This window comes from Salinicola tamaricis (genome assembly GCF_003006155.1).
GTDB classification, from domain to species: domain Bacteria; phylum Pseudomonadota; class Gammaproteobacteria; order Pseudomonadales; family Halomonadaceae; genus Salinicola; species Salinicola tamaricis.
The window spans coordinates 3,932,021-3,958,527 of sequence record NZ_CP023559.1 but is presented as its reverse complement, the minus strand read 5'-3'; the positions used below and the strand labels follow the sequence as shown (position 1 = coordinate 3,958,527).

Annotated in this window: 19 protein-coding genes and 4 pseudogenes; 16 read left to right on the top strand and 7 right to left on the bottom strand. The window is 65.9% G+C overall.

The window, feature by feature from the left end; genetic code table 11:
• Nucleotides 1-49: 49 nt before the first annotated feature.
• Both CN538_RS20510 and CN538_RS18225 read right to left on the bottom strand, forming a co-directional pair.
• A complete protein-coding gene (locus CN538_RS20510) occupies nt 50-220 on the bottom strand; it encodes a hypothetical protein (RefSeq protein ID WP_164999656.1) in 171 nt (56 codons plus the stop codon).
• A gap of 147 nt (nt 221-367) precedes the next feature.
• Nucleotides 368-2,023 carry an FMN-binding glutamate synthase family protein gene (locus tag CN538_RS18225; protein WP_106420341.1) on the bottom strand — a complete coding sequence of 552 codons (1,656 nt, stop codon included), beginning with the start codon at nt 2,021-2,023 and terminating at the stop codon, nt 368-370.
• A gap of 127 nt (nt 2,024-2,150) precedes the next feature.
• On the opposite strand from CN538_RS18225, the gene CN538_RS18220 reads away from it, so the two are divergent.
• Nucleotides 2,151-3,275: a metallophosphoesterase gene (locus CN538_RS18220; RefSeq protein WP_106420340.1), complete on the top strand. Its 1,125-nt coding sequence runs from the start codon at nt 2,151-2,153 to the stop codon at nt 3,273-3,275.
• A gap of 197 nt (nt 3,276-3,472) precedes the next feature.
• On the opposite strand, the gene mfd is transcribed toward CN538_RS18220, so the two are convergent.
• A complete protein-coding gene (mfd, locus tag CN538_RS18215) occupies nt 3,473-6,922 on the bottom strand; it encodes a transcription-repair coupling factor (RefSeq protein ID WP_106420339.1) in 3,450 nt (1,149 codons plus the stop codon).
• A gap of 277 nt (nt 6,923-7,199) precedes the next feature.
• Between mfd and CN538_RS18210 the strand changes: the two are divergent.
• From CN538_RS18210 to sthA, 10 genes and pseudogenes are all read left to right on the top strand, one after another.
• Nucleotides 7,200-8,648: pseudogene (locus CN538_RS18210) on the top strand (glyceraldehyde-3-phosphate dehydrogenase).
• Nucleotides 8,649-8,972: 324 nt separating this feature from the next.
• Entirely contained in the window at nt 8,973-10,322 is a 1,350-nt protein-coding gene (locus tag CN538_RS18205; RefSeq protein ID WP_106420338.1) for a Na(+)-translocating NADH-quinone reductase subunit A, read from the top strand.
• A 2-nt stretch (nt 10,323-10,324) separates the two neighbouring features.
• Nucleotides 10,325-11,558: pseudogene (locus tag CN538_RS18200) on the top strand (NADH:ubiquinone reductase (Na(+)-transporting) subunit B).
• The gene (locus tag CN538_RS18195) at nt 11,555-12,337 is read left to right on the top strand and encodes a Na(+)-translocating NADH-quinone reductase subunit C (protein ID WP_106420337.1); all 783 of its coding nucleotides are present in this window, start codon (nt 11,555-11,557) and stop codon (nt 12,335-12,337) included. The pseudogene CN538_RS18200 and the gene CN538_RS18195 overlap by 4 nt, the downstream one beginning before the upstream one ends.
• A gap of 2 nt (nt 12,338-12,339) precedes the next feature.
• On the top strand, nt 12,340-13,020 hold the full coding sequence (locus CN538_RS18190; protein ID WP_035474531.1) for an NADH:ubiquinone reductase (Na(+)-transporting) subunit D: 681 nt from the start codon (nt 12,340-12,342) through the stop codon (nt 13,018-13,020).
• The gene (gene nqrE / locus CN538_RS18185) at nt 13,013-13,633 is read left to right on the top strand and encodes an NADH:ubiquinone reductase (Na(+)-transporting) subunit E (RefSeq protein WP_035474533.1); all 621 of its coding nucleotides are present in this window, start codon (nt 13,013-13,015) and stop codon (nt 13,631-13,633) included. Before CN538_RS18190 ends, nqrE begins: the two co-directional genes overlap by 8 nt.
• 34 nt (nt 13,634-13,667) lie before the next feature.
• On the top strand, nt 13,668-14,900 hold the full coding sequence (gene nqrF / locus CN538_RS18180) for an NADH:ubiquinone reductase (Na(+)-transporting) subunit F (RefSeq protein WP_106420336.1): 1,233 nt from the start codon (nt 13,668-13,670) through the stop codon (nt 14,898-14,900).
• Nucleotides 14,897-15,967, top strand: a complete 1,071-nt coding sequence (locus tag CN538_RS18175; protein ID WP_242495366.1) for an FAD:protein FMN transferase — start codon at nt 14,897-14,899, stop codon at nt 15,965-15,967. Before nqrF ends, CN538_RS18175 begins: the two co-directional genes overlap by 4 nt.
• Nucleotides 15,964-16,221 (top strand): (Na+)-NQR maturation NqrM, encoded by a 258-nt coding sequence (gene nqrM, locus CN538_RS18170; protein ID WP_035474538.1) that lies wholly within the window; start codon nt 15,964-15,966, stop codon nt 16,219-16,221. The genes CN538_RS18175 and nqrM overlap by 4 nt, the downstream gene beginning before the upstream one ends.
• Before the next feature lie 162 nt (nt 16,222-16,383).
• Complete coding sequence (sthA, locus tag CN538_RS18165; RefSeq protein ID WP_106420335.1) at nt 16,384-17,775, top strand: Si-specific NAD(P)(+) transhydrogenase; 1,392 nt, start codon at nt 16,384-16,386, stop codon at nt 17,773-17,775.
• Nucleotides 17,776-17,797: 22 nt separating this feature from the next.
• On the opposite strand, the gene CN538_RS18160 is transcribed toward sthA, so the two are convergent.
• The 3 genes from CN538_RS18160 to CN538_RS18150 all read right to left on the bottom strand — a co-directional run bounded on the left by CN538_RS18160 (nt 17,798) and on the right by CN538_RS18150 (nt 21,074).
• Nucleotides 17,798-18,757, bottom strand: a complete 960-nt coding sequence (locus tag CN538_RS18160) for a DNA replication terminus site-binding protein (RefSeq protein WP_242495364.1) — start codon at nt 18,755-18,757, stop codon at nt 17,798-17,800.
• A gap of 268 nt (nt 18,758-19,025) precedes the next feature.
• The gene (locus CN538_RS18155) at nt 19,026-19,925 is read right to left on the bottom strand and encodes a carbon-nitrogen hydrolase (protein ID WP_106420334.1); all 900 of its coding nucleotides are present in this window, start codon (nt 19,923-19,925) and stop codon (nt 19,026-19,028) included.
• An 87-nt stretch (nt 19,926-20,012) separates the two neighbouring features.
• The gene (locus CN538_RS18150) at nt 20,013-21,074 is read right to left on the bottom strand and encodes an agmatine deiminase family protein (protein WP_106420705.1); all 1,062 of its coding nucleotides are present in this window, start codon (nt 21,072-21,074) and stop codon (nt 20,013-20,015) included.
• A 282-nt stretch (nt 21,075-21,356) separates the two neighbouring features.
• Here CN538_RS18150 and CN538_RS18145 point away from each other — a divergent pair.
• Both CN538_RS18145 and CN538_RS18140 read left to right on the top strand, forming a co-directional pair.
• Nucleotides 21,357-22,597: pseudogene (locus CN538_RS18145) on the top strand (lipoprotein-releasing ABC transporter permease subunit).
• Nucleotides 22,590-23,308: pseudogene (locus CN538_RS18140) on the top strand (ABC transporter ATP-binding protein). The pseudogenes CN538_RS18145 and CN538_RS18140 overlap by 8 nt, the downstream one beginning before the upstream one ends.
• A 202-nt stretch (nt 23,309-23,510) precedes the next feature.
• Here the strand turns inward: CN538_RS18140 and CN538_RS18135 are convergent.
• A complete protein-coding gene (locus CN538_RS18135; RefSeq protein WP_106420333.1) occupies nt 23,511-24,038 on the bottom strand; it encodes a DUF2062 domain-containing protein in 528 nt (175 codons plus the stop codon).
• Nucleotides 24,039-24,355: 317 nt separating this feature from the next.
• On the opposite strand from CN538_RS18135, the gene CN538_RS23615 reads away from it, so the two are divergent.
• From CN538_RS23615 to CN538_RS24675, 3 genes are read left to right on the top strand one after another with little or no spacing between them, the layout of a single operon-like run.
• Entirely contained in the window at nt 24,356-24,763 is a 408-nt protein-coding gene (locus CN538_RS23615) for a ComEC/Rec2 family competence protein (RefSeq protein WP_242495818.1), read from the top strand.
• Nucleotides 24,730-25,086: a ComEC/Rec2 family competence protein gene (locus CN538_RS24680; RefSeq protein ID WP_277985050.1), complete on the top strand. Its 357-nt coding sequence runs from the start codon at nt 24,730-24,732 to the stop codon at nt 25,084-25,086. Before CN538_RS23615 ends, CN538_RS24680 begins: the two co-directional genes overlap by 34 nt.
• Entirely contained in the window at nt 24,969-26,396 is a 1,428-nt protein-coding gene (locus CN538_RS24675; RefSeq protein ID WP_277985183.1) for a ComEC/Rec2 family competence protein, read from the top strand. Before CN538_RS24680 ends, CN538_RS24675 begins: the two co-directional genes overlap by 118 nt.
• The last annotated feature ends 111 nt before the right edge of the window (nt 26,397-26,507 follow it).

Genomic DNA, 26,507 nt, shown 5'->3' with positions numbered 1-26,507 from the left:
GACAGTTGCTCAAGACAGCCGCTCTCGACAACCGCTGACGCCCCGCTGACTACAGCAGGCCCAGACCGGCGGTCAGGCCGGCGCAGATGGCGACACCTGCCAGCACCAGGGTCACGACCAGCAGGCCGCGTCTGCGGGTGGCGCTGAAGACGAAGAAGGTGGCAAAGGCGATGGTCATCGCCAGCGTCGAGATGATCCAGGCGATATCGGCCGTCGACATGAAGACTCCTAGTGGAATGCGTGCGTGGATACGTGTCAGGCGTGGGCGCGCAGTATAGCGCGTGGCGCGTCCCGATGAGCTGCCGCCGTGGCCGGGTCGCCCGCGACCGGGGGTCGCGGGTCAGCGTCCGGCGTTGCGCGTTGGCGGCTAGCGCAGCTTGGTGGCGCGCAGCTCGGCCACCGCCGGCGGCGGGGCGAAGGAGTCGGCGCGGGCCAGGTGCCAGTACTGCTTGAACACCGTGTGTTCGCTTTCGCCGTCGAGCAGCTGACCCGGGGCGAGGAAGCTGAACAGGCGGTCGTAGGACTGGATCTCGTCGCTGGAGACCCGGCGGATGATGTGCTCCGGCCCTAGCTCGCTGGGGTGTTCCAGGCCCGCTGCGGCGAGCATCTCGGCCAGCGCGGCGAGGGTGTTGCGATGGAAGTGATAGACCCGCTCACGCTTGTCGGCCACGTCCAGGTGATGGCCACGCCGCGGGTCCTGGGTCGCCACACCGCTGGGGCACTTGTCCGAGTGGCAGTTGAGCGCCTGGATGCAGCCCAGCGAGAACATGAACCCGCGCGCCGAGTTGCACCAGTCCGCGCCGAGTGCCAGGGTGCGGGCGATATTGAAGGCGGAGGTGATCTTGCCGGCGGCACCGATGCGGATCTCCTCGCGCAGGCCGACCCCGACCAGGGTGTTGTGGACCAGCATCAGCGCTTCGGTCATGGGGACGCCGAGGCGGTTGATGAACTCCAGCGGCGCGGCGCCGGTGCCTCCCTCGCCACCATCGACGACGATGAAGTCGGGGCGCTGGCCGCTTTCGAGCATCGCCTTGACGATCGCGAACCACTCCCAGGGATGGCCGATGGCGAGCTTGAAGCCCACCGGCTTGCCGCCGGAGAGCTCGCGCAACTGATCGATGAACGTCATCAGCTCCAGTGGGGTCGAAAAGGCGCTGTGGGCTGCCGGCGAGACCACGTCCTGACCCATCGGCACTTCGCGCGCCTCAGCGATCTCTGCGGTCACCTTGGCGGCCGGCAGGATGCCGCCATGGCCGGGTTTGGCACCCTGGGAGAGCTTGATCTCGATCATCTTGACCTGCGGCTCGCGGGCGTTGGCGGCGAAGCGCTCGGGGTTGAAACTGCCATCCGCGTGGCGGCAGCCGAAGTAGCCCGAGCCGATCTCCCACACCAGGTCGCCACCGTGGATACGGTGGTAGCGCGAGATCGAGCCTTCCCCGGTGTCGTGGTAGAAGCCACCCTTGTGCGCGCCGGCGTTGAGCGCTTCGATGGCATTGGCCGAAAGCGAGCCGAAGCTCATGGCCGAAATGTTGAACACGCTGGCGGCGTACGGCTGGCGACACAGGCTGCCGCCGATGTTGACGCGAAAGTCGTGATCGCTGATGTGAGTGGGGCGCAGCGAGTGGTTGACCCACTCGTGCCCCGGGCTATACATGTCGAGCAGCGAACCGAACGGTTTCTTGTCGCTTTCGTTCTTGGCGCGCTGGTAGATCACCGCCCGCTGCTCGCGGGAGAAAGGGCGCTCGTCGAGATCGGACTGGATGAAGTACTGACGGATCTCGGGGCCGATCGACTCCAGGATATAGCGGAAGTGCGCCAGAATGGGATAGTTGCGGCTGATCGTGCGTCGCCGCTGGCGTACGTCGTGAACACCCAGCAGCGCCAGCGCGCCGAAGGTCGCCACACCCCACAGCCACTGCGGCGAGAACCCCAGGCCGATCAGCGATACGCCCAGCAGCGCCAGCGTGGCGACGAAGGCGGCGTTGCGTAGGGGAATGCGGGAGAGACCCTTGGCGTAGATCATGCGAACATCGGCTCCTGGCTCATGGCGGTCGCGATGGCGTCCGCGAAGGGGGCAAGGATAGCGAAAGCGCGCTCCAGCGGCTAACCAGACCACCATTGACATCACCACTGCGCTAGAAGGATTCCACTTGCCCCGATCCCGCTTCGTCCTGCGTCTGCGTTTCTGGCTCGTGCTGCTGCATGCCTACATCGGCTGGCGGCTGCTGTCGGATCTCGATCTCTCGCTGCCGGGCACGGCGCTGGCGTGGGGTTATCTGGCGCTGAGCGCGCTGACGCTGCCCTGGGTGCTGCGGGTGAGCTGGCTCAACGGGCGCTGGTTCGCCTGGCCGATCTCGCTGATGACCGGTGCCTTCTCGTTTCTGCTGGTACTTACCCTGGCGCGGGATCTGCTGCTACTGGTGCTTGTGCTGACGCCGCAGTCACCGGAGGCATGGCGCCCAGCCAGCGCCTGGGGTGTGCTGGCGGCGACCCTGGGGTTGAGCCTGTATGCGTTGTGGCAGGCACGCCGGGTGCCGCGGGTGGTCGAGGTGAGCGTACCGCTGGCAGGGTTGCCGCCGGCGCTGGTCGGTCTGCGTATCGTCCAGCTGAGCGATCTGCACGTCGGCCCGACCATCAAGCGGCGCCAGCTGGCGCGCTACGTGGCCCGGGCCAATGCGCTGGCGCCGGATCTGGTGGCGATCACCGGTGATCTGACCGATGGCCGGGTCGAGGAACTGGGGCCGGAGCTGGCGCCGCTGCGCGAGCTCGCGGCGCGCCACGGGGTCTTCTGCGTCACTGGCAATCACGAGTACTACAGCGAGGCAGAGGCCTGGACTCGGGCCTTCGAGCAGTTGGGGCTGGAGGTGTTGATCAACGCCGCCACCCTGATCACCCACGATGGCGCGCAGCTGGCGGTGGCAGGGATCACCGATCTCACCGCCGGGCACTATGTGGCGGCTCACCGCAGCGACCCTGAGCGCGCGGCCGCCGGCCTGCCCGAGGCGGTGCCGCGGGTGCTGCTGGCGCACCAGCCCAATTCGGCCCCGGCGGCGGCCCGCGCCGGCTTCGATCTGCAGCTCTCCGGGCACACTCATGGCGGCCAGCTGTGGCCCTGGAGCCTGGCGGCGCGGCGCGCCAATCGCTTTCTGGCTGGGCTCGGCCGCGAGGGGCGAATGTGGGTCTATACCAGCCGTGGCACCGGCTACTGGGGGCCGCCGATGCGCTTCGGCGCCCCCGCCGAGATTACCCTGATTCGGCTGCAGCGCGCCGACTGAGGCTGAGACCGCCCGCACTCCCCGCCAGTGGGGAGTGCGGCGCCAATCCGATCTCAAAGGGTGTTTACAAATTCGACGAGCGAAGGCAAGACAAGGCGAAATCGACCGAAAAAACGGAGTTTACACGAGGTAAATGAGTATTTTGAGGTCGATTTCAACGCCGTATTGTCGAGCGCAGACATTTTGTAAACACACTTTCAGGCCGCCTTGGCCTTGCGATTCAGGATATCCAGCAGGGCGTCTACCCGGGCCAGGCGCGCCTCCGCCTGCTCCATCTCGGCGCTGAAGCGCAGGGTGTCGGCGCCGTCCAGGCGATACTCGTTCGGGTGGCGCTGGATCAGCTCGACCAGCGTCATCGGGTCGACCTGTGGGTCGGCGCCGAAGATCACCCGGCCGCGCTCGGGTCCGGCCTCGAGCCGTGCGATCCCCAGGCGCTCGGCGCGCTGGCGCAGCCGGGTCTGGCGGAACAGCGTCTTCAGCGGCCCCGGCAGCAGGCCGAAACGGTCGATCATCTCCACCTGCAGCTCCTTGAGTTCGCCTTCGTCGGCGGCGCTGGAGATGCGCTTGTACATGATCAGACGCTGCTGGATGTCGGGCAGGTAGTCGTCGGGGATCAGTGCCGGTAGATTGAGGCTGATCTCGGTGCCTTCGTCGAGCGGGGCCTCGATATTGGGCGTCTTGCCGGCGCGGATCGCCTTCACGGCGCGGTCCAGCATCTGCATGTAGAGACTGTAGCCGACCGTCTCCATCTGGCCGCTCTGCTCGTCGCCGAGCAGCTCGCCGGCACCGCGAATCTCCATGTCGTGGCTGGCCAGGGTGAAGCCGGCCCCCAGGTCATCGCTCTGGGCGATCGCTTCCAGACGCTTGATTGCATCCTTGGTCATCGCCTTGGGCGGTGGGGTCAACAGATAGGCGTAAGCCTGATGGTGACTGCGCCCGACCCGCCCGCGTAGCTGGTGCAGCTGGGCCAGGCCGAACTTGTCGGCGCGCTCGATGATGATGGTATTGGCGCTGGGAACGTCGATACCGGTCTCGATGATGGTCGAGCACACCAGCACATTGAAGCGCTTGTGGTAGAAATCCGACATGACCCGCTCCAGCGCCCGCTCGGGGAGCTGGCCGTGGGCTACGCCGACCCGAGCTTCGGGTACCAGCTCGCGGATCTTGTCGGCGCTGGCCTCGATGGTGCGTACCTCGTTGTGCAGCAGGTAGACCTGGCCGCCACGCAGGATCTCGCGCAGTAGCGCCTCCTTGATCACCGCCTCGTTGCGGTTCTGGACGAAGGTCTTGACCGAGAGCCGGCGGGCCGGCGGCGTGGCGATGATCGAAAGATCGCGGATGCCGTTCATGGCCATGTTGAGGGTGCGCGGGATTGGTGTGGCGGTGAGGGTGAGGATATCGACCTCGGCGCGCAGCTGCTTGAGACGCTCCTTCTGTGCTACGCCGAAGCGGTGCTCCTCATCGATGATCATCAGCCCCAGATTGGGCAGCTTGATCGATTTCGACAGCAGCTTGTGGGTGCCGATGACGATATCGGCGCGCCCCTCGGCGATACGTGCCAGGGTGTCGCTCTCGCCCTTGCCGCCGGTGAAGCGCGAGAGCATCTCGATCTGCACCGCGGTGTCGGCGAAGCGGTCGCGGAAATTATCGTAGTGCTGCTGGGCGAGCAGGGTGGTGGGCACCAGGACCACCACCTGGCGTCCGGAGCTGACCGCCAGGAAGGCGGCGCGCATGGCGACCTCGGTCTTGCCGAAGCCGACATCGCCGCACACCACCCGATCCATTGGCCTGGGGGCGGTCATGTCGTGGATCACCGCCTCGATCGCGGCCTGCTGATCAGGCGTCTCCTCGAACGGGAAGCTGGCAGCGAAGCGCGCGTACTCGTCCCCGGGCATATCGCTGGCGAAGCCCTCTCGGGCCTCGCGCCGGGCGTAGATGTCGAGCAACTCGGCGGCGGTATCGCGAACCTTCTCGGCGGCCTTGCGCTTGGCTTTGTCCCAGCTGTCGGAGCCGAGCTTGTGCAGCGGGGCCAGTTCGTCGCTGGCGCCGGCGTAGCGCGAGATCAGCTGTAGATTGTCCACCGGTACGTAGAGCTTGGCGCCACCGGCGTACTCGAGCGCCAGGAACTCGGCCGCGACGCCGCCGGCGGTGAGGGTTTCCAGTCCCTGGTAGCGGCCCACGCCGTGGTGCTGGTGGACCACCGGCGAGCCGGGGCGCAGCTCCGACAGATGGCGCACCGCCAGCTCGTTGTCGTCGGTGGCCTTGGCGCGCCGCCGCGATTGGCGCACCACCTCGCCGTAGAGTTCGGTCTCGGTGATCACCGCGAGCTCGGGGTCGCCCAGCCACAGGCCCTCGTCGAGCCCGCCCTCGCCGATGGCGTAGGGCATGCGGCCGTCGCGGAAGGCGTGCCAGTCGTCGACGTGGGGCAGGCTCAGGTGCAGCGGCGCGAGCGCTTCTTCCAGCGCCTCGCGGCGTCCGCGGGATTCGGCCAAGAACAGTACGCGCAGGTCCTGGTGGCTGGCCAGAAACTGCTCCAGGGTAGCCAGCGGCTGCTGAGCGCGGGCGTTGATCGCCACCGCTGGCGGTTCCTGGGTGGTGCTGACAGCGGCGCTACGGGTGTCCTCGGCAGTGACGAACTCGAGCCGCGGATGGCGCTTGATCGCGGCGAACACCTCGGCCACCGGGACGAACGCCCGCGCCGGCGGCAGCAGCGGCCGCGTGGGGTCGACGCCGAGATTCTCATAGCGGCTCTCGATCGCGCGCCAGTGACTCTCGGCGGCGGCATACGTCTCGGGCAGCAACGCGACCCGGGTGCCGGCATCGAGATGCTCGAACAGCGTCGCGGTCTCCTCGAAGAACAGGGGCAGATACTGCTCGAGGCCAGGGGAGGGGATGCCCTTGAGGGCATCGACATAGAGCGGGCACTGGCGCGGGTCGACGTCGAACAGCGTCTCGAAGCCCTCGCGAAAGCAGGCGATCGCGGAACGCGACAGCGAGTATTCGTGGGCCGGCAGCAGTTCGACCCGCTCGATCTTGTCCTGGGAGCGCTGGGTGTCGGGGTCGAAACGGCGCAGGCTGTCGATCTCGTCATCGAACAGGTCGATGCGCAACGGCGCCTCGGTGCCCATCGGGAAGAGATCGATCAGTGCCCCGCGCATGGCGTATTCGCCCGGCTCGTAGACCGTCTCCACCGCGCGGTAGCCGGCGCGCGACAGGCGCTCGCGAAAGCCTTCGCGGTCGAGCCGTTCGCCGGTGGTCAGCGTCAGCACGCGGCCGGCCACATACTCCCGCGGCGGCAGGCGCTGCATCAGGGTGTTGATCGGTACCAGCACGATGCCGCGAGTGCCTTCCTGCAGTTCACGCAGCGTGCGCAGACGGGCGGAGACGATATCCTGGTGTGGCGAGAAACTGTCGTAGGGCAGGGTCTCCCAGTCCGGGAAGGGCATCACCGGTACCTGGGCGTAGAAGCGCAGCGCGCTCTCCAGGCGCTGCGCCGCCGCCGTGTCGGGGGTGATGACCAAAAGCGGTGCGTCATCGGCCAGACGCGCCAGGGTCAGCGCCAGCGCGCTGCCATGGGGGCGCTGGCAGTAGATCGTTTCACGCACGCCCTGGGGTTGTGGCGGCGAGAGAGGGCTGAATTGCGACATGGACCTTTCGCTAGCGGAATGGAAGAAGACACTGGCACGGCCGGGCTGGGTGACGGCCGCCGCGCGACGGTCCTTCATGATAGCAGGGGGCAAGCGCGAGCGGGACGCGACCGCCGCCGCCATGCCCGCCTGTAGTCAAACTACAACGCTTGCGACTACGCAGTGATTGCGGCGCGTCTCGTAGGTTACCGATAATGCTTGGGTTTTTGGACGAGCCGGGGTGGCGCCAAGGGCCTCCCCGGCGATCGACGACGATGACACAGAAGAGAGACCGGCCGTGAGTCAGCAACAGCTTGAGCACGTTTTTCAACAGTGGCAGGACAACGAAGCGCAGGCGGAAGAGATGATCCCGCTGCTGGGCAAGCTCTACCGCCAGTACAACGTGATCCCGTCGCTGTTCGGGCGTTCGCTGATCAACCGTTCGGTGACTCGCATTCTCAAGAACCATCGCTATGTGCGCAAGGTCGAGGGGACCGAGCTGACGGTGGCTGACACGCTGCCCTGGTGCGCGCCATGACCGAGCTCGACCTGGGGCCGGCGCACATCGACATCGGACGCCTGGCGGTGGCGTTCAAGCACGCCGGCGAGTCTGACGTGCGTGCCTTCCTCCCAGCGCGAGCTGGCCGACATCATCGGCGGCCACGATGCCAGCGGTATGGGCGGCGAGCCCCAGGACGTGGTGCTCTACGGCTTTGGTCGTATCGGCCGCATTCTGGCGCGGATCATGATCGAGAAGGCTGGCGGGGGCAATCTGCTGCGGCTGCGGGCGATCGTGGTGCGCGGCAGCGGTGACGATCTCGAGAAGCGCGCCAGTCTGCTGCGTCGCGACTCGGTCCACGGGCCTTTCTCGGGCTCGATCGACATCGATCGCGAGCGCCAGGCGCTGATCGCCAACGGCCACGTGATCCAGGTCATCTATGCCGACTCCCCGGCCGAGATCGACTACACCGCCTATGGAATCGACCGTGCCATCGTGGTCGACAACACCGGCAAGTGGCGGGACCGTGAAGGGCTCTCCCAGCATCTGGCCGCCAAGGGCGTGGCCAAGGTGCTGCTGACCGCACCGGGCAAGGGCGATCTCAAGAACGTGGTCCATGGCATCAACCACACCACGATCGGCGACGATGACCGCATCGTCTCGGCCGCCTCGTGCACTACCAATGCGATCGTGCCGGTGCTCAAGGCGATGGACGAGTTCGGTATCGTCCACGGCCACGTCGAGACGGTGCACTCCTACACCAACGACCAGAACCTGATCGACAATTACCATAAGGGCGATCGCCGCGGGCGCAGCGCACCGCTCAACATGGTGCTGACCGAAACCGGCGCGGCAAAAGCGGTGGCCAAGGCGCTGCCCGAGCTCTCCGGCAAGCTCACCGGCAACGCGATCCGCGTGCCCACGCCCAACGTCTCGATGGCGATTCTCAATCTGACGCTGGATCGGGGCACCGAGCGCGAGGCCCTCAACGCCTACCTGCGCCAGACCGCGCTGCACTCGCCGATGCACAAGCAGATCGACTACGTCGACTCACCCGAGGTGGTGTCGTCGGATTTCGTCGGCAACCGCCATGCCGGGGTGATCGACGCCAAGGCGACCATCGCCAATGACAAGCATGCGGTACTCTATGTCTGGTACGACAACGAGTTCGGCTATAGCTGCCAGGTGGTGCGCATCCTCCAGCACATGTCCAATGTGCGCCATCGCTACCTGCCTGCCACCCCCTGATGCAGCCGCCGCCGGTGCGGCATGAGTTAGACTTTGGTCTTATGCAAGTCCCGACCCCGTCGGGACTTTTTCGTTGTCGCGGGCGGTGTGAAGGGATGGCATGAGTGGTCTTTCGAGGCCTGTCTCATTATACTGGTGCGCGTTTTTTGGCGTGGTCCGTGCCGCGCACGGGTCATGGAAGTCACCCTTTCTGATAAGAAAAGCATTCGAAGTCCGTGACGCTGTCTCCTGACTCCACGGCGCTACCGCGGTCGAGCGGGGGTGCCTCGGCGTCCGTCGAAACTCTTTCCTTACGTCAATCAGATTCGATAACTGGGCGAGACTATGATCGAAGTCAAACGAGGCCTGGATCTCCCCATCGCGGGGGCCCCGGAGCAGCGTATCGACGCCGGACGAGCCGTGCGTCACGTGGCGCTGCTCGGGACCGACTACGTCGGCATGAAGCCGACCATGGAGGTTCGCGAGGGCGACCGCGTCAAGCGGGGCCAGCTGCTGTTCACCGACAAGAAGGTGGCGGGTGTGCGTTTCACCGCCCCGGGCGCGGGCGAGGTGGTCGCCATCCATCGCGGTGAAAAGCGGCGCCTGCTGTCGGTGGTGATCAAGCTCGACGAGGACGAGCAGAGCGTGAGCTTCACCGCCCACGGCGCCGACGCGCTGGCGAGCCTGACGCGCGAGCAGGTGGTCGAGCAGCTGGTCGAGTCGGGGCTGTGGACGGCGCTGCGCGCACGCCCGTTCTCGCGCACCCCGGAGCTCGATGCGGTACCCGCCGATCTCTTCGTTACCGCGATCGACACCCATCCGCTGGCGGCGGACCCCAAGGTGGTGATCGATGCCGACGCCGAGGCGTTCCGCCACGGCCTGCAGGCGCTGCGTCACCTGACCCCGGGCAAGGTGTTCGTGTGCCGCCGCGGTTCGGCGAAGCTCCCGGGTGACGAGCTGGAGGGTATCCAGGCCGAGGGCTTCGACGGCCTGCATCCCGCCGGTCTGGTGGGAACCCACATTCATCACCTGTCGCCGGTCGGCCTGCAGCGCCAGGTCTGGCATCTCGGCTACCAGGACGTGATCGCGGTGGGCAAGCTGTTCGTCGATGGCGTGCTCGATCCCAGCCGGGTGGTGGCGATCGGCGGTCCGCGGGCCAACAACCCGCGACTGGTGCGCACGCGTCTCGGCGCCAGCAGCCGCGAGCTGCTCGACGGCGAGATCGCCAAGCCGGAAGACACCCGGGTGATCTCGGGGTCGGTCTTCGGTGGTAGCCAGTGCGAGGGCAGCCGCGAGTTCCTGGGGCGTTTCCACAACCAGTTCTCGCTGCTCGAAGAGGGCAACAAGCGTGCCTTCATGGGCTGGCTCTCGCCGGGGCGCAATCGCCACTCGGTGATGGGCATCTACGTTTCTCAGTTCCTGGGCCTGCCCGACTACGCGCCGAATACGTCGACCAATGGTTCCGAGCGCGCCATGGTGCCGATCGGTGCCTACGAGAAAGTCATGCCGCTGGACATCCTGCCCACGCAGCTGCTGCGCTCGCTGATCGTCGGCGACATCGAGACGGCCATGCAGCTCGGCTGCCTCGAGCTGGATGAAGAGGATCTCTCGCTGTGCACCTATGTGTGCCCGGGCAAGTACGAGTATGGACCGATCCTGCGTGACAACCTGACCATGATCGAGAAAGAGGCCTGACGATGGGGATTCGCAACACGCTCGACAAGCTGGAGCCTCATTTCGAGAAGGGCGGGAAGTACGAGAAGTTCTACGCCCTGTACGAGGCGGTGGACACGATCTTCTACTCGCCACCCAGCGTCACTAAGAGCATGACGCACGTGCGCGACGGCATCGACCTGAAGCGCATCATGATCACGGTGTGGATGTGCACCTTCCCGGCGATGTTCTTCGGCATGTACAACGCCGGCTATCAGGCCAACATGGCCATCGCCGACGGCTTTCAGGCCATGGGCGGCTGGCGCGAGGCCATCACCATGGCGCTGGCCGGCAGCCACGATCCGGGCAGCATCTGGGCCAATTTCGTGCTCGGCGCGACCTTCTTCCTGCCGGTCTACTTCGTCACCTTCGTGGTTGGCGGCTTCTGGGAAGTGCTGTTCGCGGTCAAGCGCGGGCATGAGGTCAACGAAGGCTTCTTCGTCACCTCGGTGCTGTTTGCGCTGACCCTGCCGGCGACCATTCCGCTGTGGCAGGTGGCGCTTGGCATCAGCTTCGGCGTAGTGATCGGCAAGGAGATCTTCGGCGGCACCGGCAAGAATTTCCTCAACCCGGCGCTGACCGGGCGTGCCTTCCTCTATTTCGCCTACCCGGCGCAGATCTCCGGCGACAGCGTGTGGGTGCCGGCCGATGGCTACACCGGCGCGACCGCGCTCTCCAACGCCGCGCTCAACGGCATGGACGGCCTGCACCAGCAGTACAGCTGGATGGACGCCTTCTTCGGTTTCATCATGGGCTCCATGGGCGAGACCTCGACCCTGGCGATTCTGCTCGGCGGCGGCGGTGCTGCTGCTGACGCGTATCGCTTCCTGGCGCATCATGCTGGGCGTGCTGCTGGGCATGGCCGCGACCGCGTCGCTGTTCAACGTCATCGGCTCCGACAGCAATCCGATGTTCGCGATGCCGTGGTACTGGCATCTGGTGCTGGGTGGCTTCGCCTTCGGTATGGTGTTCATGGCCACCGACCCGGTGTCGGCTTCCATGACCAACCCGGGCAAGCTGATCTTCGGCGCACTGATCGGCGTGATGACGGTGCTCATCCGTGTCGTCAACCCGGCGTTCCCCGAGGGCATCATGCTGGCGATCCTGTTCGCCAACCTGTTCGCGCCGCTCATTGATCACATCTTCGTGCAGGCCAACGTCAAGCGGCGCCAGAAGCGCCTGGCGGCCGTGCTGCCCGCCGAGAAGGAGGCTGTCTGATGGCGAGCAACAACTCGATCAAGAAGACACTCATCGTGGCATTTTCGCTCTGCGTGGTGTGCTCCGTGGTGGTCTCGTCCGCCGCGGTGGTGCTCAAGCCCAAGCAGGTGCAGAATCAGGAGCTGGACCGCAAGTCCAACATCCTGCAGGTGACCGAGCTCTACAAGCCGGGTGACAACGTCGACGAAAAGTACGCCGAGCTGATCACCCCAAGGGTGGTCGATCTGAAGACCGGCAAGTACGCCGACAATCTCGACCCCGAGACCTATGACCAGTTCGAAGCGGCAAAGGACCCGGCGACCTCGCGCACCCTGTCCGGCGAGCAGGATCTGGCCGGTATCGGGCGTCAGGAGAACTACGCCACGGTCTATCTGGTCGGCAATCCCGACGACCCCGAGCAGATCGTGCTGCCGATCCGCGGCCAGGGGCTGTGGGGGCTGATGGAGGGCTTCTTGTCGGTGCGCGGCGACGGCAATACCATCGTCGGGCTATCCTACTATGATCAGTCCGAGACGCCCGGACTCGGCGGCGAGGTGGACAACCCGCGCTGGAAGGCCAAGTGGGACGGCAAGAAGATCTACGCCGACGGCGGCGACTATCAGGACCCCCAGATCCATCTCGTGAAAGGCGGTGCCAGCGGCGAGTATCAGGTCGATGCGCTGTCGGGCGCCTCGCTGACCAGCCGCGGTGTCACCAACATGTTGCGGTTCTGGCTGAGTGACGAAGGCTTCGCGCCCTATCTCGCTCGGTTCCACCACGATTCCCAAGGAGGCGCGTGACCATGGCCAAAGACTCCGTAAGAGACGTCGTTCTCTCGCCGGTGTTCAAGAACAACCCCATCGCGCTGCAGGTGCTGGGGATCTGTTCGGCGCTGGCGGTGACCAACTCGATGAGCGTGTCGCTGGTCATGGGGCTGGCGGTGATCGCGGTGACCGCGTTCTCGAACCTGTTCGTCTCGCTGATCCGCAGCCATATTCCATCGTCGATCCGCATCATCGTACAGATGACGATCATCGCCTCGCTGGTGATCGTGGTCGACCAGGTGCTGCGCGCCTACGCCTACGACATGTCCAAGCAGCTGTCGGTGTTCGTCGGCCTGATCATCACCAACTGTATCGTCATGGGCCGGGCCGAGGCCTACGCCATGCAGAACGGCCCGGTGATGAGCTTCCTGGACGGGGTCGGCAACGGTCTCGGCTACGCCGTGATCCTGCTGATCGTCGGCTTCGTGCGTGAGCTGCTGGGATCGGGCAGCGTGTTCGGCCTGACCGTGCTGCCGACGGTGCAGAACGGCGGCTGGTACGTTCCCAACGGCCTGATGCTGCTGCCGCCGTCGGCGTTCTTCGTCATCGGCCTGTTCATCTGGGTACTGCGCTGGTTCAACCCGGAGCAGGTCGAGAAGACCGAATACCGCATCGTTGCCAACAGCAAGGCCAAGATCAAGGAGACCGCCAATGTTTGAGCACTACGTTAGCCTGTTCGTGAAGGCGGTCTTCGTCGAGAACATGGCGCTGGCCTTCTTCCTCGGCATGTGTACGTTTCTCGCCGTGTCGAAGAAGATCTCTTCGGCCATCGGCCTGGGCATCGCCGTGGTGGTGGTACTCACCATCACGGTGCCGATGAACAACCTGATTCTCAACTATCTGCTCAAGGCGGGCGCGCTGAGCTGGACCGGCATTCCCGGCGCCGACAAGATCGACCTCAGCTTCCTGGGGCTTTTGAGCTACATCGGCGTGATCGCGGCGATCGTGCAGATCCTCGAGATGTTCCTCGACAAGTTCGTGCCCGCGCTCTACAACGCGCTGGGGGTCTTCCTGCCGCTGATCACGGTCAACTGCGCCATCATGGGGGCGTCGCTGTTCATGGTGCAGCGCGACTACACCTTCGGCGAGTCGGTGATCTACGGCGCCGGCGCCGGCGCCGGCTGGGCGCTGGCGATCATGGCGCTGGCGGGTATCCGTGAGAAGCTCAAGTACAGTGACGTGCCGGCGAGCCTGCAGGGCCTCGGCATCACCTTCATCACGGCCGGTCTGATGTCGCTGGGCTTCATGTCCTTCTCCGGCATCCAGCTCTGACGCCCAACGCAATCTAGGCAAATAGGAAACCGACATGGTCGATACATCTATCATCGTGCTCGGCGTCGTCATGTTCACCGTGATCGTGCTGGGTCTGGTCGCGGTGATCCTGGCCGCGCGCTCGCGGCTGGTGAGCAGCGGCGACGTGGCGATCGAGATCAATGGCGATCCCGACAACACCGTGACCACCCAGGCCGGCGGCAAGCTGCTGCAGACGCTGGCCGCCAATGGCATCTTCCTGTCGTCGGCGTGCGGCGGCGGCGGCACCTGCGCCCAGTGCAAGTGCCGGGTCGAGGAGGGCGGCGGTTCGATCCTGCCCACCGAGGAGTCGCACTTCACCATGCGCGAGAAGAACGAGGGCTGGCGTCTCTCGTGTCAGGTGCCGGTGAAGCAGGACATGAAGATCCGGGTGCCCGACGAGGTCTTCGGGGTGAAGAAGTGGGAGTGCGAGGTCATCGAGAACCCCAACGTCGCCACCTTCATCAAGGAGCTCAACCTGAAATTGCCGGAAGGCGAGGAAGTGGCCTTCCGCGCCGGCGGCTACGTGCAGCTGGTGGCGCCGCCCTATGACGTCAAGTTCTCCGACTTCGATATCGAGAAGGAGTACCGGGGCGACTGGGAGAAGTTCGGGCTGTTCGACATCTCGCACAAGAACGACGAGGAGGTCATCCGCGCCTACTCGATGGCGAACTATCCGGAAGAGAAAGGCATTCTCAAGTTCAATATCCGTATCGCCACGCCGCCGCCCAAGTCGAGCCATCCGCCGGGGCTGATGTCGACCTACGTGTTCAGTCTCAAGCCGGGTGACAAGGTCACGGTAATGGGGCCGTTCGGTGAGTTCTTCGCCAAGGACACCGATGCCGAGATGGTCTTCATCGGCGGTGGTGCCGGCATGGCGCCGATGCGCAGCCATATCTTCGACCAGCTCAAGCGTCTCAAGTCCAAGCGCAAGATGTCGTTCTGGTACGGTGCACGCTCCTGGCGCGAGACCTTCTACAACGAAGAGTACGACCAGCTGGCCGATGAGTTCGACAACTTCGACTGGCACCTGGCGCTCTCCGATCCGCAGCCGGAGGACAACTGGGAAGGCCCGACCGGGTTCATCCACAACGTCCTCTACGAGAACTATCTCAAGGACCATCCGGCGCCGGAGGATTGCGAGTACTACATGTGCGGGCCGCCGATGATGAACGCCTCGGTGATCAAGATGCTCACCGATCTCGGGGTCGAGCCCGAAAACATCATGCTGGACGATTTCGGCGGATGACGCCGCGACCCACGCGCAAGATGGCAGGGCCAATCCTTCGGGGGTTGGCCCTGCTGTCGTTGGTCATGGCGATGGCCGTGGCGCTGGCCGGGTGCCAGCGTGAAGCGCAGGCCTATCGGCTCGAGGGGCCGATCTACGGCACCGGCTTTCATATCACCTTCTACGGCGATTACGACGACGCCCAGCTGGCAAAGATCGAAAGCTCGGTCAAGGCGGCGCTGCAGCAGGTCGACCAGTTGATGTCGACCTACAAGCCCGACTCGGAGCTGTCGCGCTTCAACCGCGCGCCGGTGGGCGAGCCCTTCACGCTGTCGCCGCAGACGGCGGCGGTGATCCGCGAGGCGATCCGCATCGGCAAGCTTTCCGATGGCGCCTTCGATGTCACTGTGGGCAGTGCGGTCAATCTGTGGGGCTTCGGCCCCGACAAGCATCCTGACCGGGTGCCGGACGCTGCCCAGATCGCCCAGGCGCTGGAGGCGGTGGACTACCGCGCGCTGACGCTCGATGGCAACACCCTGACCAAGACCAAGCCGGTCTATGTCGATCTCTCGGGGATCGCCAAGGGGTATGGTGTCGATCAGGCGGCCCGGGCGCTCGAGGCCGCCGGGGTGGAGCGCTATCTGGTCGAGGTCGGCGGCGAGATCCGTACCCATGGCGACAAGCCCGGCGGCGAGCCGTGGCGGATCGCGGTGGAAAAGCCGCTCTCGTACGAGCGCAGCGTGCAGCGTATCATTGAACTCGACGCCGCCGCCGTCGCCACCTCGGGGGACTATCGTAACTACTTCGAGGACGACGGTGAGCGTTATTCACACACCATCGATCCGCGCACCGGACGACCGATCAAGCACCACCTGGTCTCGGTAACGGTCATCGCCGCCGACTGCATGACCGCGGACGCCCTGGCCACGGCGGTCGATGTGCTCGGCCCCGATGCCGGTCTGGAGATGGCTCAGCGGGAGAAGCTCGCAGTCTATCTGGTGGTCAAGACGGCCGATGGGTTCGAGACGCGGGCGTCCGACGCCTTTCAGGCCTATCTCGCGGACGCCGATGAGGAGACGCAATCATGACGATCTGGATTCTGGCCTTTGCGCTCATGCTGCTGCTGGTCGCTGGTATGGCGATCGGTGTCATCCTGGGGCGCAAGCCGATCAGCGGTTCCTGCGGAGGGCTCAATACCCTGGGGTTGAAGAATGGCTGTGAGATCTGCGGCGGCAACGATCAGGTGTGCGAGGAGGAGAGTCGCAAGAATGCGGTCGGCGCGCGTCGGCGTAGCGACGAGAATCGCGGCGCCGATCTCGGCTACGACGCCGTCAAGCGCTGAGCCGGAGCGCCGTATGGTAGCCCCGGGTGCTGTCTGAAACGTCGATACCCGCCGACTGGCGGTCCGATGCGGTCGCGGTGACGACCGCATCGGCGTTTTTGCCCACCCTCTTCAGAAGTAGCCAAGTTCAGAATTAGCCAAGTCAAGGAGCAGGCGAAACCCATGGCAGTCTACAACTACGATGTCGTCGTGATCGGTTCGGGCCCCGCCGGGGAGAGCGCCGCCATCAATGCGGCCAAGCACGGCCAGCGGGTCGCGGTGGTCGAGCGACAGTCGTCGGTAGGCGGGAACTGCACCCACTGGGGCACGATACCCTCCAAGGCGTTGCGGCATCAGGTCAAGCAGATCATGCAGTTCAATACCAACCGCATGTTCCGCGATATCGGCGAACCGCGCTGGTTCTCGTTTCCCAAGGTGCTCGAACGTTCGCGGGTCACCATCGACCAGCAGGTCGAGCTGCGCACCAAGTTCTATTCGCGCAACCGCATCGATCTGTTCTTCGGCACCGCACGTTTCCGCGACGAGAACACCGTGGTGGTGCGTGACAACCATGAGGGTGTCGAAGAGCTGAGCGCACGCCAGTTCGTGATCGCCACCGGCTCGCGTCCCTATCGGCCGGCGGACGTCAACTTCCGCCATCCGCGTATCTACTGTTCGGACACCGTGCTGGGCCTGTCGCACACGCCGCGCACGCTGATCATCTACGGCGCCGGGGTGATCGGCTCCGAGTACGCGTCGATCTTCTCGGGGCTCGGGGTCAAGGTCGATCTGATCGACACTCGTGAGCGGCTGCTGTCGTTCCTGGATGACGAGATCAGCGACGCGCTCTCCTACGAGCTGCGCAACAACGGCGTGTTGATCCGGCACAACGAGGAGTACCGCAGCGTCGAGGGTGACGAGTCTGGCGTCGTGGTCAATCTCGAGTCGGGCAAGCGGCTGCGCGCCGACGCCTTCCTGTGGGCCAACGGGCGTACCGGCAACACCGATGAGCTGGGTCTGGAGACGATCGGTCTCGAGCCCAACGGCCGCGGCCAGCTACAGGTAGACGACCATTATCGCACCGCGATCCCGCACATCTATGCGGTGGGCGATGTGATCGGCTGGCCCAGCCTGGCCAGTGCCGCCTACGACCAGGGGCGTAACGCCAGTGACGAGTTTCTGGGCGGCGATTTCCGCTTCGTCGATGACATCCCCACCGGGATCTACACCATTCCCGAGATCAGCTCGGTGGGCAAGACCGAGCGCGAGCTGACCGAGGCCAAGGTGCCCTACGAGGTGGCCCAGGCGTTCTTCAAGGATACCGCGCGGGCGCAGATCACCGGTGACACCGCCGGCATGCTCAAGATCCTGTTCCATCGCGAGACCCTGGCGATCCTGGGCATCCACTGCTTCGGTGACCAGGCCTCCGAGATCGTGCACATCGGTCAGGCGATCATGCAGCAACAGGGCGAGGCCAATACCTTGCGCTACTTCATCAATACCACCTTCAACTATCCCACCATGGCCGAGGCCTATCGTATCGCCGCGCAGAACGGGCTCAACCGGCTGTTCTGACGCACGTCGCCAATGGTCCCTCTCAGCGCCCGGCCTCGTCGCCGGGTGTTGGTGTTTCTACGTCTTGCGCGGCGCTATCGCGTGTCTGACGCTCGCGTGCTTCGGCCAGCTGCAGTGCCGGATTGCGGTAGCGGTAGACCCGCAGGCTGGGCAGGAAGGGGTCGTCTTCCAGACGCTGGTCGGAACGCTTGGCCCGGGTGCGGCTCGCCGGTGGCTGCAGCGGCGGGGCGTTATGGTCGGGCAGCCGGAGGGTTGGGTCGGGAATGAACAGCGGCAGCGGCAGGTTCATGGCGCGCCGCTGACGGCCATCTGCCAGCGCTTCGCGGAAGAACAGGTTGGCGCGCATCACCGGGGCCTGATTCTGGATCTGCGCCAGCGGTTCCTCGCTGGGGATATCACCCAGCTTGCGTAGCTGGATGCGGATATGCGCGCCGGCTGAGTCCATGCGCGCCAACCGCGCCTCGGCCTCGGCCACGCTCAGGCGTTTGATCGAGCGCCCGCTGGTATACCACGCCAGGCGCACCCGTGAGAGCGGAGCGTCGGCGATCGGCAGCTGGCGCCAGCACTGCTTGAGGTGCAGCCGCGCCAGGCCCTGGCCGCGTAGGTGGTCGTGCAGCGCCGGATGGCGGAAGGGCAGCACCGCCTTGATTTCGGGTACCAGCCGCGGCGCGGCTTCGCGGATGTGCTTGAGGGTGGCGGCGAAGCGCGCCTTGGCGGCGTTGACCGCCTCGACCGCGCCCATCAGCTCGGGGCCGGCGACGATCAGCCCGATGTAGTTGCGCGTCTCACGTCCATCCTGGCCATCCTGGTACCAGAAGTCGGTCAGCGCGCGGCGCAGCCAGGCAGCGTCGACGGTGACATCGCCCAGCGCCCAGGCAGGCGTCGGCGCCTCGGCGTAGGTGCTGGCAAGCTGATCGGCGGCGGTGATCAAGTCGTCGAAATCCGACTCCAACTCGGCCAGCAGCCGGTATTGCAGTTCCATAAGCCCCTCCGCGGCGTTTTCGATCAATTTATACCGTTATCTTGGCGCGTGTCCAACGGCTTGTAGCGAATCGTCGGGCGTGGAGAGTTGGCAGGTGGGACGGTGTGTCTGGGCCGCGAGAGCGAAGGAGAGTTTCGGCGGCGAAATACGGGGGGAAGCTCCCAGGGTGAGATCCTTAGGGCGCGCAGGCCGGGCGATACCCTCGGCCAAGAGGGCGTCGGCCGGCCGTGACGAGAGCACGGCCGGGCCGCTCAGCTGAGGCGATCGCTCAGCGGTCGCGGTAGCGCTTGGTCAGATCGCCGTAGGCATCGATACGCCGATCGCGCAGGTAGGGCCACATGCGGCGTACGTGTTCGCTGCGACGCATGTCCAGCTCGACCAGCAGGTTCTCGCTCTCCTCGCCGGCGTGAGCGAGCAGTTCGCCCTGCGGGCCGCAGATGAAGCTGCCGCCCCAGAAGTCGATGCCGTCACTCATCTTGGCCAGGTCCGGTTCATGCCCGACCCGGTTGGCGACCACCACCGGCAGGCCGTTGGCCACGCCGTGGGCGCGCTGGATCAGGGTCCAGGCATCTTTCTGGCGCTGCTTCTCGGCTTGGTCATCCGGCGGATGCCAGCCGATCGCGGTGGGGTAGAGCAGCAGGTCGGAACCCGCCAGCGCCATCAGGCGCGCGGCTTCCGGATACCACTGATCCCAGCACACCAGCACGCCGAGGCGACCCACCGAGGTGTCGATCGGCTCGAAGCCCTGGCGCTCGTCGCCATCACCGGGGGTGAAGTAGAACTTCTCGTAGAAGCCCGGATCGTCGGGGATATGCATCTTGCGGTAGTGGCCCACGCGCCCCTTGGCGCGATCCATGACCACTGCGGTGTTGTGGTAGACCCCGGCGGCGCGGCGCTCGAAGATCGAGCCGACGATGACGATATCGAGCTCGCGCGCGAGATCGGCCAGCGCCTGGGAGGTGGGCCCGTCCAGCGGTTCGGCGAGATCGAACAGGTCCGCATCTTCGCACTGGCAGAAGTAGTGCGTGGCGTGCAGCTCCTGCAGCAGCACCAGTTCGGCGCCCTTCGCGGCGAGTTCGCGCACCCCCTCGGTGCTGACGGCAAGGCTCTGCTGCTTGTCAGGCCACGCCTGCTGTTGAACCAGGCCGACCTTGAGTGTCTTCGACATGCTCCCTCCTTATGGTGGGACGTGGTGACGATGTAGTGCCATGAGCTCATGGCGAACGCGCTGCAGCGCGGTTGATCGACGCCGGATTCAGCCAGCGTCCGCTGCTACCAGCGTGGGCGCGAGCGACCCTCGTGGCAACTGCATGGTCAGGCAGTGCAGGCTGCCATGCTGGCGGATCACGGCGCGGCAGTCGATCGGGATCAGATCGCGATCGGGGAAGGCTGCCTTCAGTACCTCCAGGGCACGGAAGTCAGCCGCGTCGCCGTAGGTCGGTACCAGCACCGCGCCATTGATGATCAGGAAGTTGGCGTAGGTGGCCGGCAGCCGATGACCGTCTTCGGGATCGTAGCAGGCCTTTGGCCAGGGCAGCGCGAACAGTCGATAGGGTGAGCCATCCTCGCGGCGCAGGGCCTTGATCTCACACTCCATGGCGGCGAGCTCGGCGTAGTGCGGATCGGCGGGATCGTCGCAGCGCACGTAGGCGATGCTCGCCGCGTCGCAGAAGCGCGCCAGAGTATCGATATGGCTATCGGTATCGTCTCCCTCGAGATGCCCATGCTCCAGCCACAGCACGCGCCTAGCGCCGAGATCACGACACAGGCGTGTCTCGACCGCGCCGCGGTCGAGGTGCGGGTTACGGTTGGGATTGAGCAGGCAGGCGCTGGTGGTCAGCAGCGTGCCCTCGCCGTCGCTGTCGATGGCGCCGCCCTCGAGCACCAGATCCTGGCTTTCGAGCGGTGCCTGGAATACGCCCTGGACGGCCAGCGCGCGGCTGAGCCGATCGTCGCGTGCCGCCTCGAATTTGCCCCCCCAACCGGTGAAGACGTAGTCGAGCAGGGTGATCGCGCCATCGCGGGAGACTGCGATCGGACCATGGTCGCGGGCCCAGGTGTCGTCGCTGTCGGCGATGACCAGGGCGCGCCGCTCGGGAGCGACGCCGAGGGCGTCGAAGCGCTGCGTCAGGCGCTCACGCTGGGCGGCGTCGTGGACGCACACCAGCACCGGCTGATAGCGCGCGATCGCCACCACCATCGCCTCCAGCGTCGCTTCGATGGTGTCGAGCAGCGGTGCCCAGTCGCTGGTAGGCGTGGGCCAGGTCAGTTGTACGGCATCCTGGGGATGCCACTCTGGAAGCAGGCGCAGGGTCAAGGCGATCTCCATGGCGCGTGGCGGCGAGTGATGGCACGGATGCCGGGGACGCGGCATTTTAGGACTTGCCCGGCGCGATGCAAGCGCGATTTGGCGGCGCGCTTGGGGAACCACGGGCGGGCTGGCGGCGTCTCAGTTCTGATCGCTAGTCTAGCCTTTACGGTGACCGGACAAGTCATTGCGCGCGGCCGGTCGTGCTGCATGATCCCGACGTCTATCCAGCGTTTGCGGGGCGCATCAAAACCCGTAACATGAGGCGCTGCTGACAAGGAAGCCAACCTGATGCTCGACCGTTTACCCTTTCTGGTGGGCCTGCGATACGTGCGGGCCAAGCGCCGGAACCACTTCATCTCCTTCATTTCGCTAACCTCGATGCTGGGCCTGGCCTTGGGTGTGGCGGTGCTCATTCTGGTGCTCTCGGTGATGAAGGTTTCGATCACGAGCTGCGCACCCGAGTGCTGGGCATGGTGCCGCATTCGCGTATCGAGCAGCGGGCGGCATGCGCGACTGGAAAGGCGCTGGCCGAGCGGGTGAGCCAGCATCGTGACGTCGTCGCGGTCGCGCCCTAGTGCAGCAGCAGGGCATGTTCTCCGCTGCCGGGCGTACCCAGGGCGCGCTGGTCACTGGTATCCAGCCCGAGTACGAGCGCAAGGTATCGATCATCGGCCAGCACATGCAGGCCGGTTCTCTCGATGATCTGACGCCGGGCAGTTGGAACGTGATTCTGGGTGACCTGCTGGCGCGCAATCTGGGCGTCGGGGTCGGCGATCGCGTGACGCTGCTGGTGCCTGAAGCCTCGATCACCCCGGGCGGCGTGTTCCCGCGACTCAAGCGCTTCACCGTCAGCGGCATCTTCAAGGTCGGGGGCCGATCTCGACGCCAATCTGGCCTACGCCAATATCGAGGACATGCAGGCGCTGGCGCGTCTCGGCGACAAGGTCGACGGCCTGCGTCTGGAGCTCGACGATCTGTTCAAGGCCGGCCCCGTGACCCGCGATATCGTCAGCTCACTGGGTGCCGGCTACCGCGGGCTGGACTGGACCTACACCCACGGCAATCTGTTCCAGGCGATCCAGATGGAGAAGCACATGATCGGCCTGCTGTTGATGGTGATCGTGGCTGTGGCTGCATTCAATATCGTCTCGACGCTGGTGATGGTGGTCACCGACAAGCACGCCGATATCGCCATCCTGCGCACCATCGGCGCGACGCCGCGCTCGATCATGGGCATCTTCGTGGTCCAGGGGCTGGCGATCGGCATCATCGGCATCGTGCTCGGCGTGGTCGCGGGCATTGCGCTGGCGTTGAGCGTGTCCGACATCATCGCCTGGTTCCAGTCGGTGACCGGTATCCAGTTCCTCGACCCCAACGTCTATTTCATCAGCTATCTGCCATCGCGACTGGAGTGGGACGATGTCTGGGTGATCGTCTCCAGCGCGTTCGTGCTGACCTTCATCTCGACGCTCTATCCCGCCTGGCGGGCGGCCCGAATTCAGCCCGCGGAGGTGCTGCGCTATGAGTGATGTATCCATCGACCGCTCGTCGGGAGCGGCACGCGGTGAACCGATGCTGGATTGTCGCCAGTTGACCCGGGTCTACAGTGAGGGCCCGCAGGACATCACCGTGCTCGACCATCTCGATCTGCAGGTCGCGGCGGGCGAGCGGGTGGCGGTGGTGGGCAGCTCGGGGTCGGGCAAGACCACGCTGCTCAACCTGCTCGGGGGGCTCGACCGCCCCAGCGGTGGCGAAGTGGTGATCGGCGGGCGTTCATTGGCGGGTTTCGGCGAGGCGGCGCTGGGGCGTTTCCGCAATCGCTATGTCGGCTTCGTCTATCAGTTCCACCATCTGCTGGCGGAGTTCACTGCGGCCGAGAACGTGGCGCTACCGCTGATCATTCGCGGGCAGTCGCGCAAGACGGCTTTGAAGCGTTCGCTCGAGCTGCTGACCCGAGTGGGCATGGCGCCGCGCGGTGACCACAAGCCCGGCGAGCTCTCCGGCGGTGAGCGCCAGCGCGTGGCGATCGCGCGAGCGCTGGTCACCGACCCTAGCCTGGTGCTGATGGACGAGCCTACCGGCAACCTGGATCAGACCACCGCGTCCAACATCCTCGCCCTGATGGATGAGTTGGCTTCGAGCACCGAGTGCGCCTTCGTGGTGGTCACCCATGATCCCGCGGTCGCCGATCATCAGCTCGCAAGCTGCGTCTCGACAAGGGGCGATTGACCCCCGCCTGATACCGCGAGTAGCACCGGCTAAAGACATGCGCCGCCCTGGACGATCAACCGTTCAGGGCGGCGTCGTTTTGAGGCGCGCCGCTTGGAGTGTCATCGGGCGCTCGCTGAATGCAGGGTCCATCGAAGAAGGTTTTTCTAGACGGCAAGTCTGCGTTCAATGGATGAGGGCGTATTGCGCCGATGACGTTCGATGAAGGGGCGCTCAGTGGCGCTGCCGGGCGCGACGGCGTGCCCTGCGGCGCCAGCTACGCGCGATCTGCCAGCGCCAGATCAGACGTACCAGCAAGTTGCTCGACAGCGCCAGCACCAGCCCGACCAGCAGCGAGCCGATGAACAGCGGCACCACGATATGCGCCATCTGCCCGGCGATCCAGGCGGTGCTGATGTGGTCGGGCACCTGGCGCGCCGGGTAGTCCATGACCCAGGCCCCGACCCGATAGTTGAAGTAGAACACCACTGGCATGGTCAGCGGGTTGGTCATCCAGACCAGGCTCACCGAGAGCGGTAGATTGCCCCGGAAGCAGTAAGCACCGAAGGCCGCCAGCACCATCTGGAACGGGATTGGCAGCATAGCCGAAAAGCAACCGACCATGCAGGCGTTGCCGACACTACGTCGTGACAGGATCCACAGTGCCGGGTCGCCCAGCATGTGGTGCATGAAGCGCAGCGAGCGCGTGCGCTGCAGTCTCTCCTGACTGGGGATGTAGCGTTGTAACCATCGACGAGACATGAGACCGCTCGCTGGACGAGGAGCGACCATTATCCATACAACGCCGAGGGCTCGCCATGTCTTGCAGCGGCCTTTACCCGCCGGCCTCGGTCGGCGCCTGTAGGCGATGACCGTGCGGTGGAGGGTGTGCCGGCCGGGTCTGGCGATGCCGCTGGCGCTGGCGGCGATCGCTGGTGCCCTGGCTGGTGAAGCGCTGCCCGCGGCGACCGGAACGGGGCTGGCGCTGTTGGGTACGGCGCTGCTGCTGGGGGGGCTCTTGTACGGGCGACGGGGGGGCTGGCTCTGGGACTCTGGTGGGCGGCGGGCTATGTCTGTTGGTGGCCGCCTGGTGCGCGCTGGTGCTGGCCGCTGATCGGGCAGGGCGGTTACCCGAGGCGCTGGCGGGGCAGGAGTTCCGCCTTCAGGGCGTGGTCGAGAACCTCGAGCGTGACGGCCGGCGAACTCGCTTCGCGCTGCACGTTACCCGGTGTGAGGCGTTGGCGCGGGATATCGCCTGCCCGCCGCTGGGGCGGGTGCGCCTCTCCTGGTATGCCGATAACGCCCTGGCCGTGGGGGAGCGCTGGGCGTTGACGGCGCGTCTGCGCCCGCCAATGGGCTTCGCCAATCCCGACACCTTCGACTACGCCGCCTGGCTGCGTCGGGAGCATATCCATGCCCTGGCTATGTGCGTGCGGAGGAGACGGCGCGGCGTTTGGCGCCAGCGCCATTCTCGTTGCGCCGGGTAGCGCTCGAGCGTCTGGCCGAGGTGCCAATGAGCGCCCTCGGCAAGCGCTGGTTGGCGGCACTGACGCTGGGTGCCGGTGATGGTCTGACGGACACCGACTGGAAGTTGCTCAACGCCTCTGGCACTACCCATCTGATGGTGATCTCGGGCCTCCACGTGGGCATGGTGGCGACGCTGATGCTGTGGCTGTTGCGACGTTTGGCCCGCTGCTTTGCCCCGATGCATGGCGTCTGGCCGCGTGGCCGTGGGCAGGGGCGGCGCTGGCGGCATTCGCCTACGCCGGTCTTGCCGGCTTCGCGCCACCCACGCTGCGTGCCGCGCTGATGACCGCCATCGGTCTGTGGGTGGCCAGTGGGCGCCATGCCCCGGGGTGGTGGCAGGCGTGGTGGCTGGCACTAGCGCTGGTGGTGATCGCCGACCCCATGGCACCTTGGCGTCCGGGTGTCTGGCTCTCGTTCACGGCGGTGGCGGTGCTGATTCTGGCGTGGGCGGGGCGGCCACGCCCGCGCGGGGTGCGCGGCTGGTGTCTGGCACTGCTGCGTACCCAATGGCTGCTGGCGCCGGTGATGGCGGCGGCGGTACTGCTCGCTTTCGGTCGGCTGGCGCCGGCATCGCCGTTGATCAATCTGCTGGCGGTGCCCGTGGTGGGCAGTCTGATGGTGCCGCTGGGCTTCTTCGGCTGGCTCTGGGTCGGCTGGCCCACGCTGGCCGGCTGGGCATGGGCGCCGTTCGATCTGCTAGCCCGGGGCGTGGCCGCGGCGCTGGCCTGGAGCGCTCAGGTCGTGCCGCTGTGGCAGCCGGCGGCGTGGTGGCACTGGCCGTTGGCTCTGGCACTGCTGCTATGGGCACTGCTCTGGCTGCTTCCGGGCGTCGCCTTCAGGCTGCGGGTCTGGTTCAGCGCGCTACTGCTGGTGAGCGTGGCCCTGCTGCGCGTGCCGTTGTTGCCACCGGGTACGCTGGTGGTGACGGTCTATGACGTCGGTCAGGGGCAACTGGTCGAGCTGCGTAGCCGTCATCAGCGCGTACTGGTGGATACCGGGCCGCGGTTCGGCTCCGGTTTCATGCCGTTATCGCTATTGTGGCCACCGGGTCAGCGCTTCGATGCGGTGGTGGTGAGCCACAGCGATCGCGACCACGCCGGCGGGGTGCCGGCGCTTCGAGCCCGGCACCGCGTGAACCGCTGGTGGGCACCGCGGGGCAACACCTTGGGGTTGCCATCGCGACCGTGCGTCGCGGGCGAGACCTGGCAAGCGGATGGCGCCGTCTGGCGGTTCCTGTCGCCGCCGCCGGAGGCGGCAGCCTTGCCGCGCAACGACCGCTCCTGCGTGCTGCTGGTCACACTCGGCTCGCGGCGGGTCCTGATCACGGGTGACGCTGGGGTCGCCATCGAGCGCCACCAGCTCCTGCCGCAGCTGGGCACGGGGCGTGTCGATGTGCTGGTGGCTGGTCACCACGGTAGTGCCACCAGTTCGGCGCCGAGCTTCGTGGCGACGACGCGCCGCGTGAGGTGGTCTTCAGCAGTGGTCGCGGCAACCCCTTCGGCCACCCCAGGCCGGCGGTGGTGGCGCGTTTTCGGGCGGTGGGCAGCCGCATCTGGAACACCGCCTACGACGGCGCCATACGCTTTGTGCTGAGCGCGAGCGGCATTGAGGTCGAGACCCAGCGCCATCCGGGCTGGTCGCGCCGGGCGACTGTCGACGCTGGGGATGTTGGGGTAGAATCCAGCCCCTGAATGCGCCCGCGGC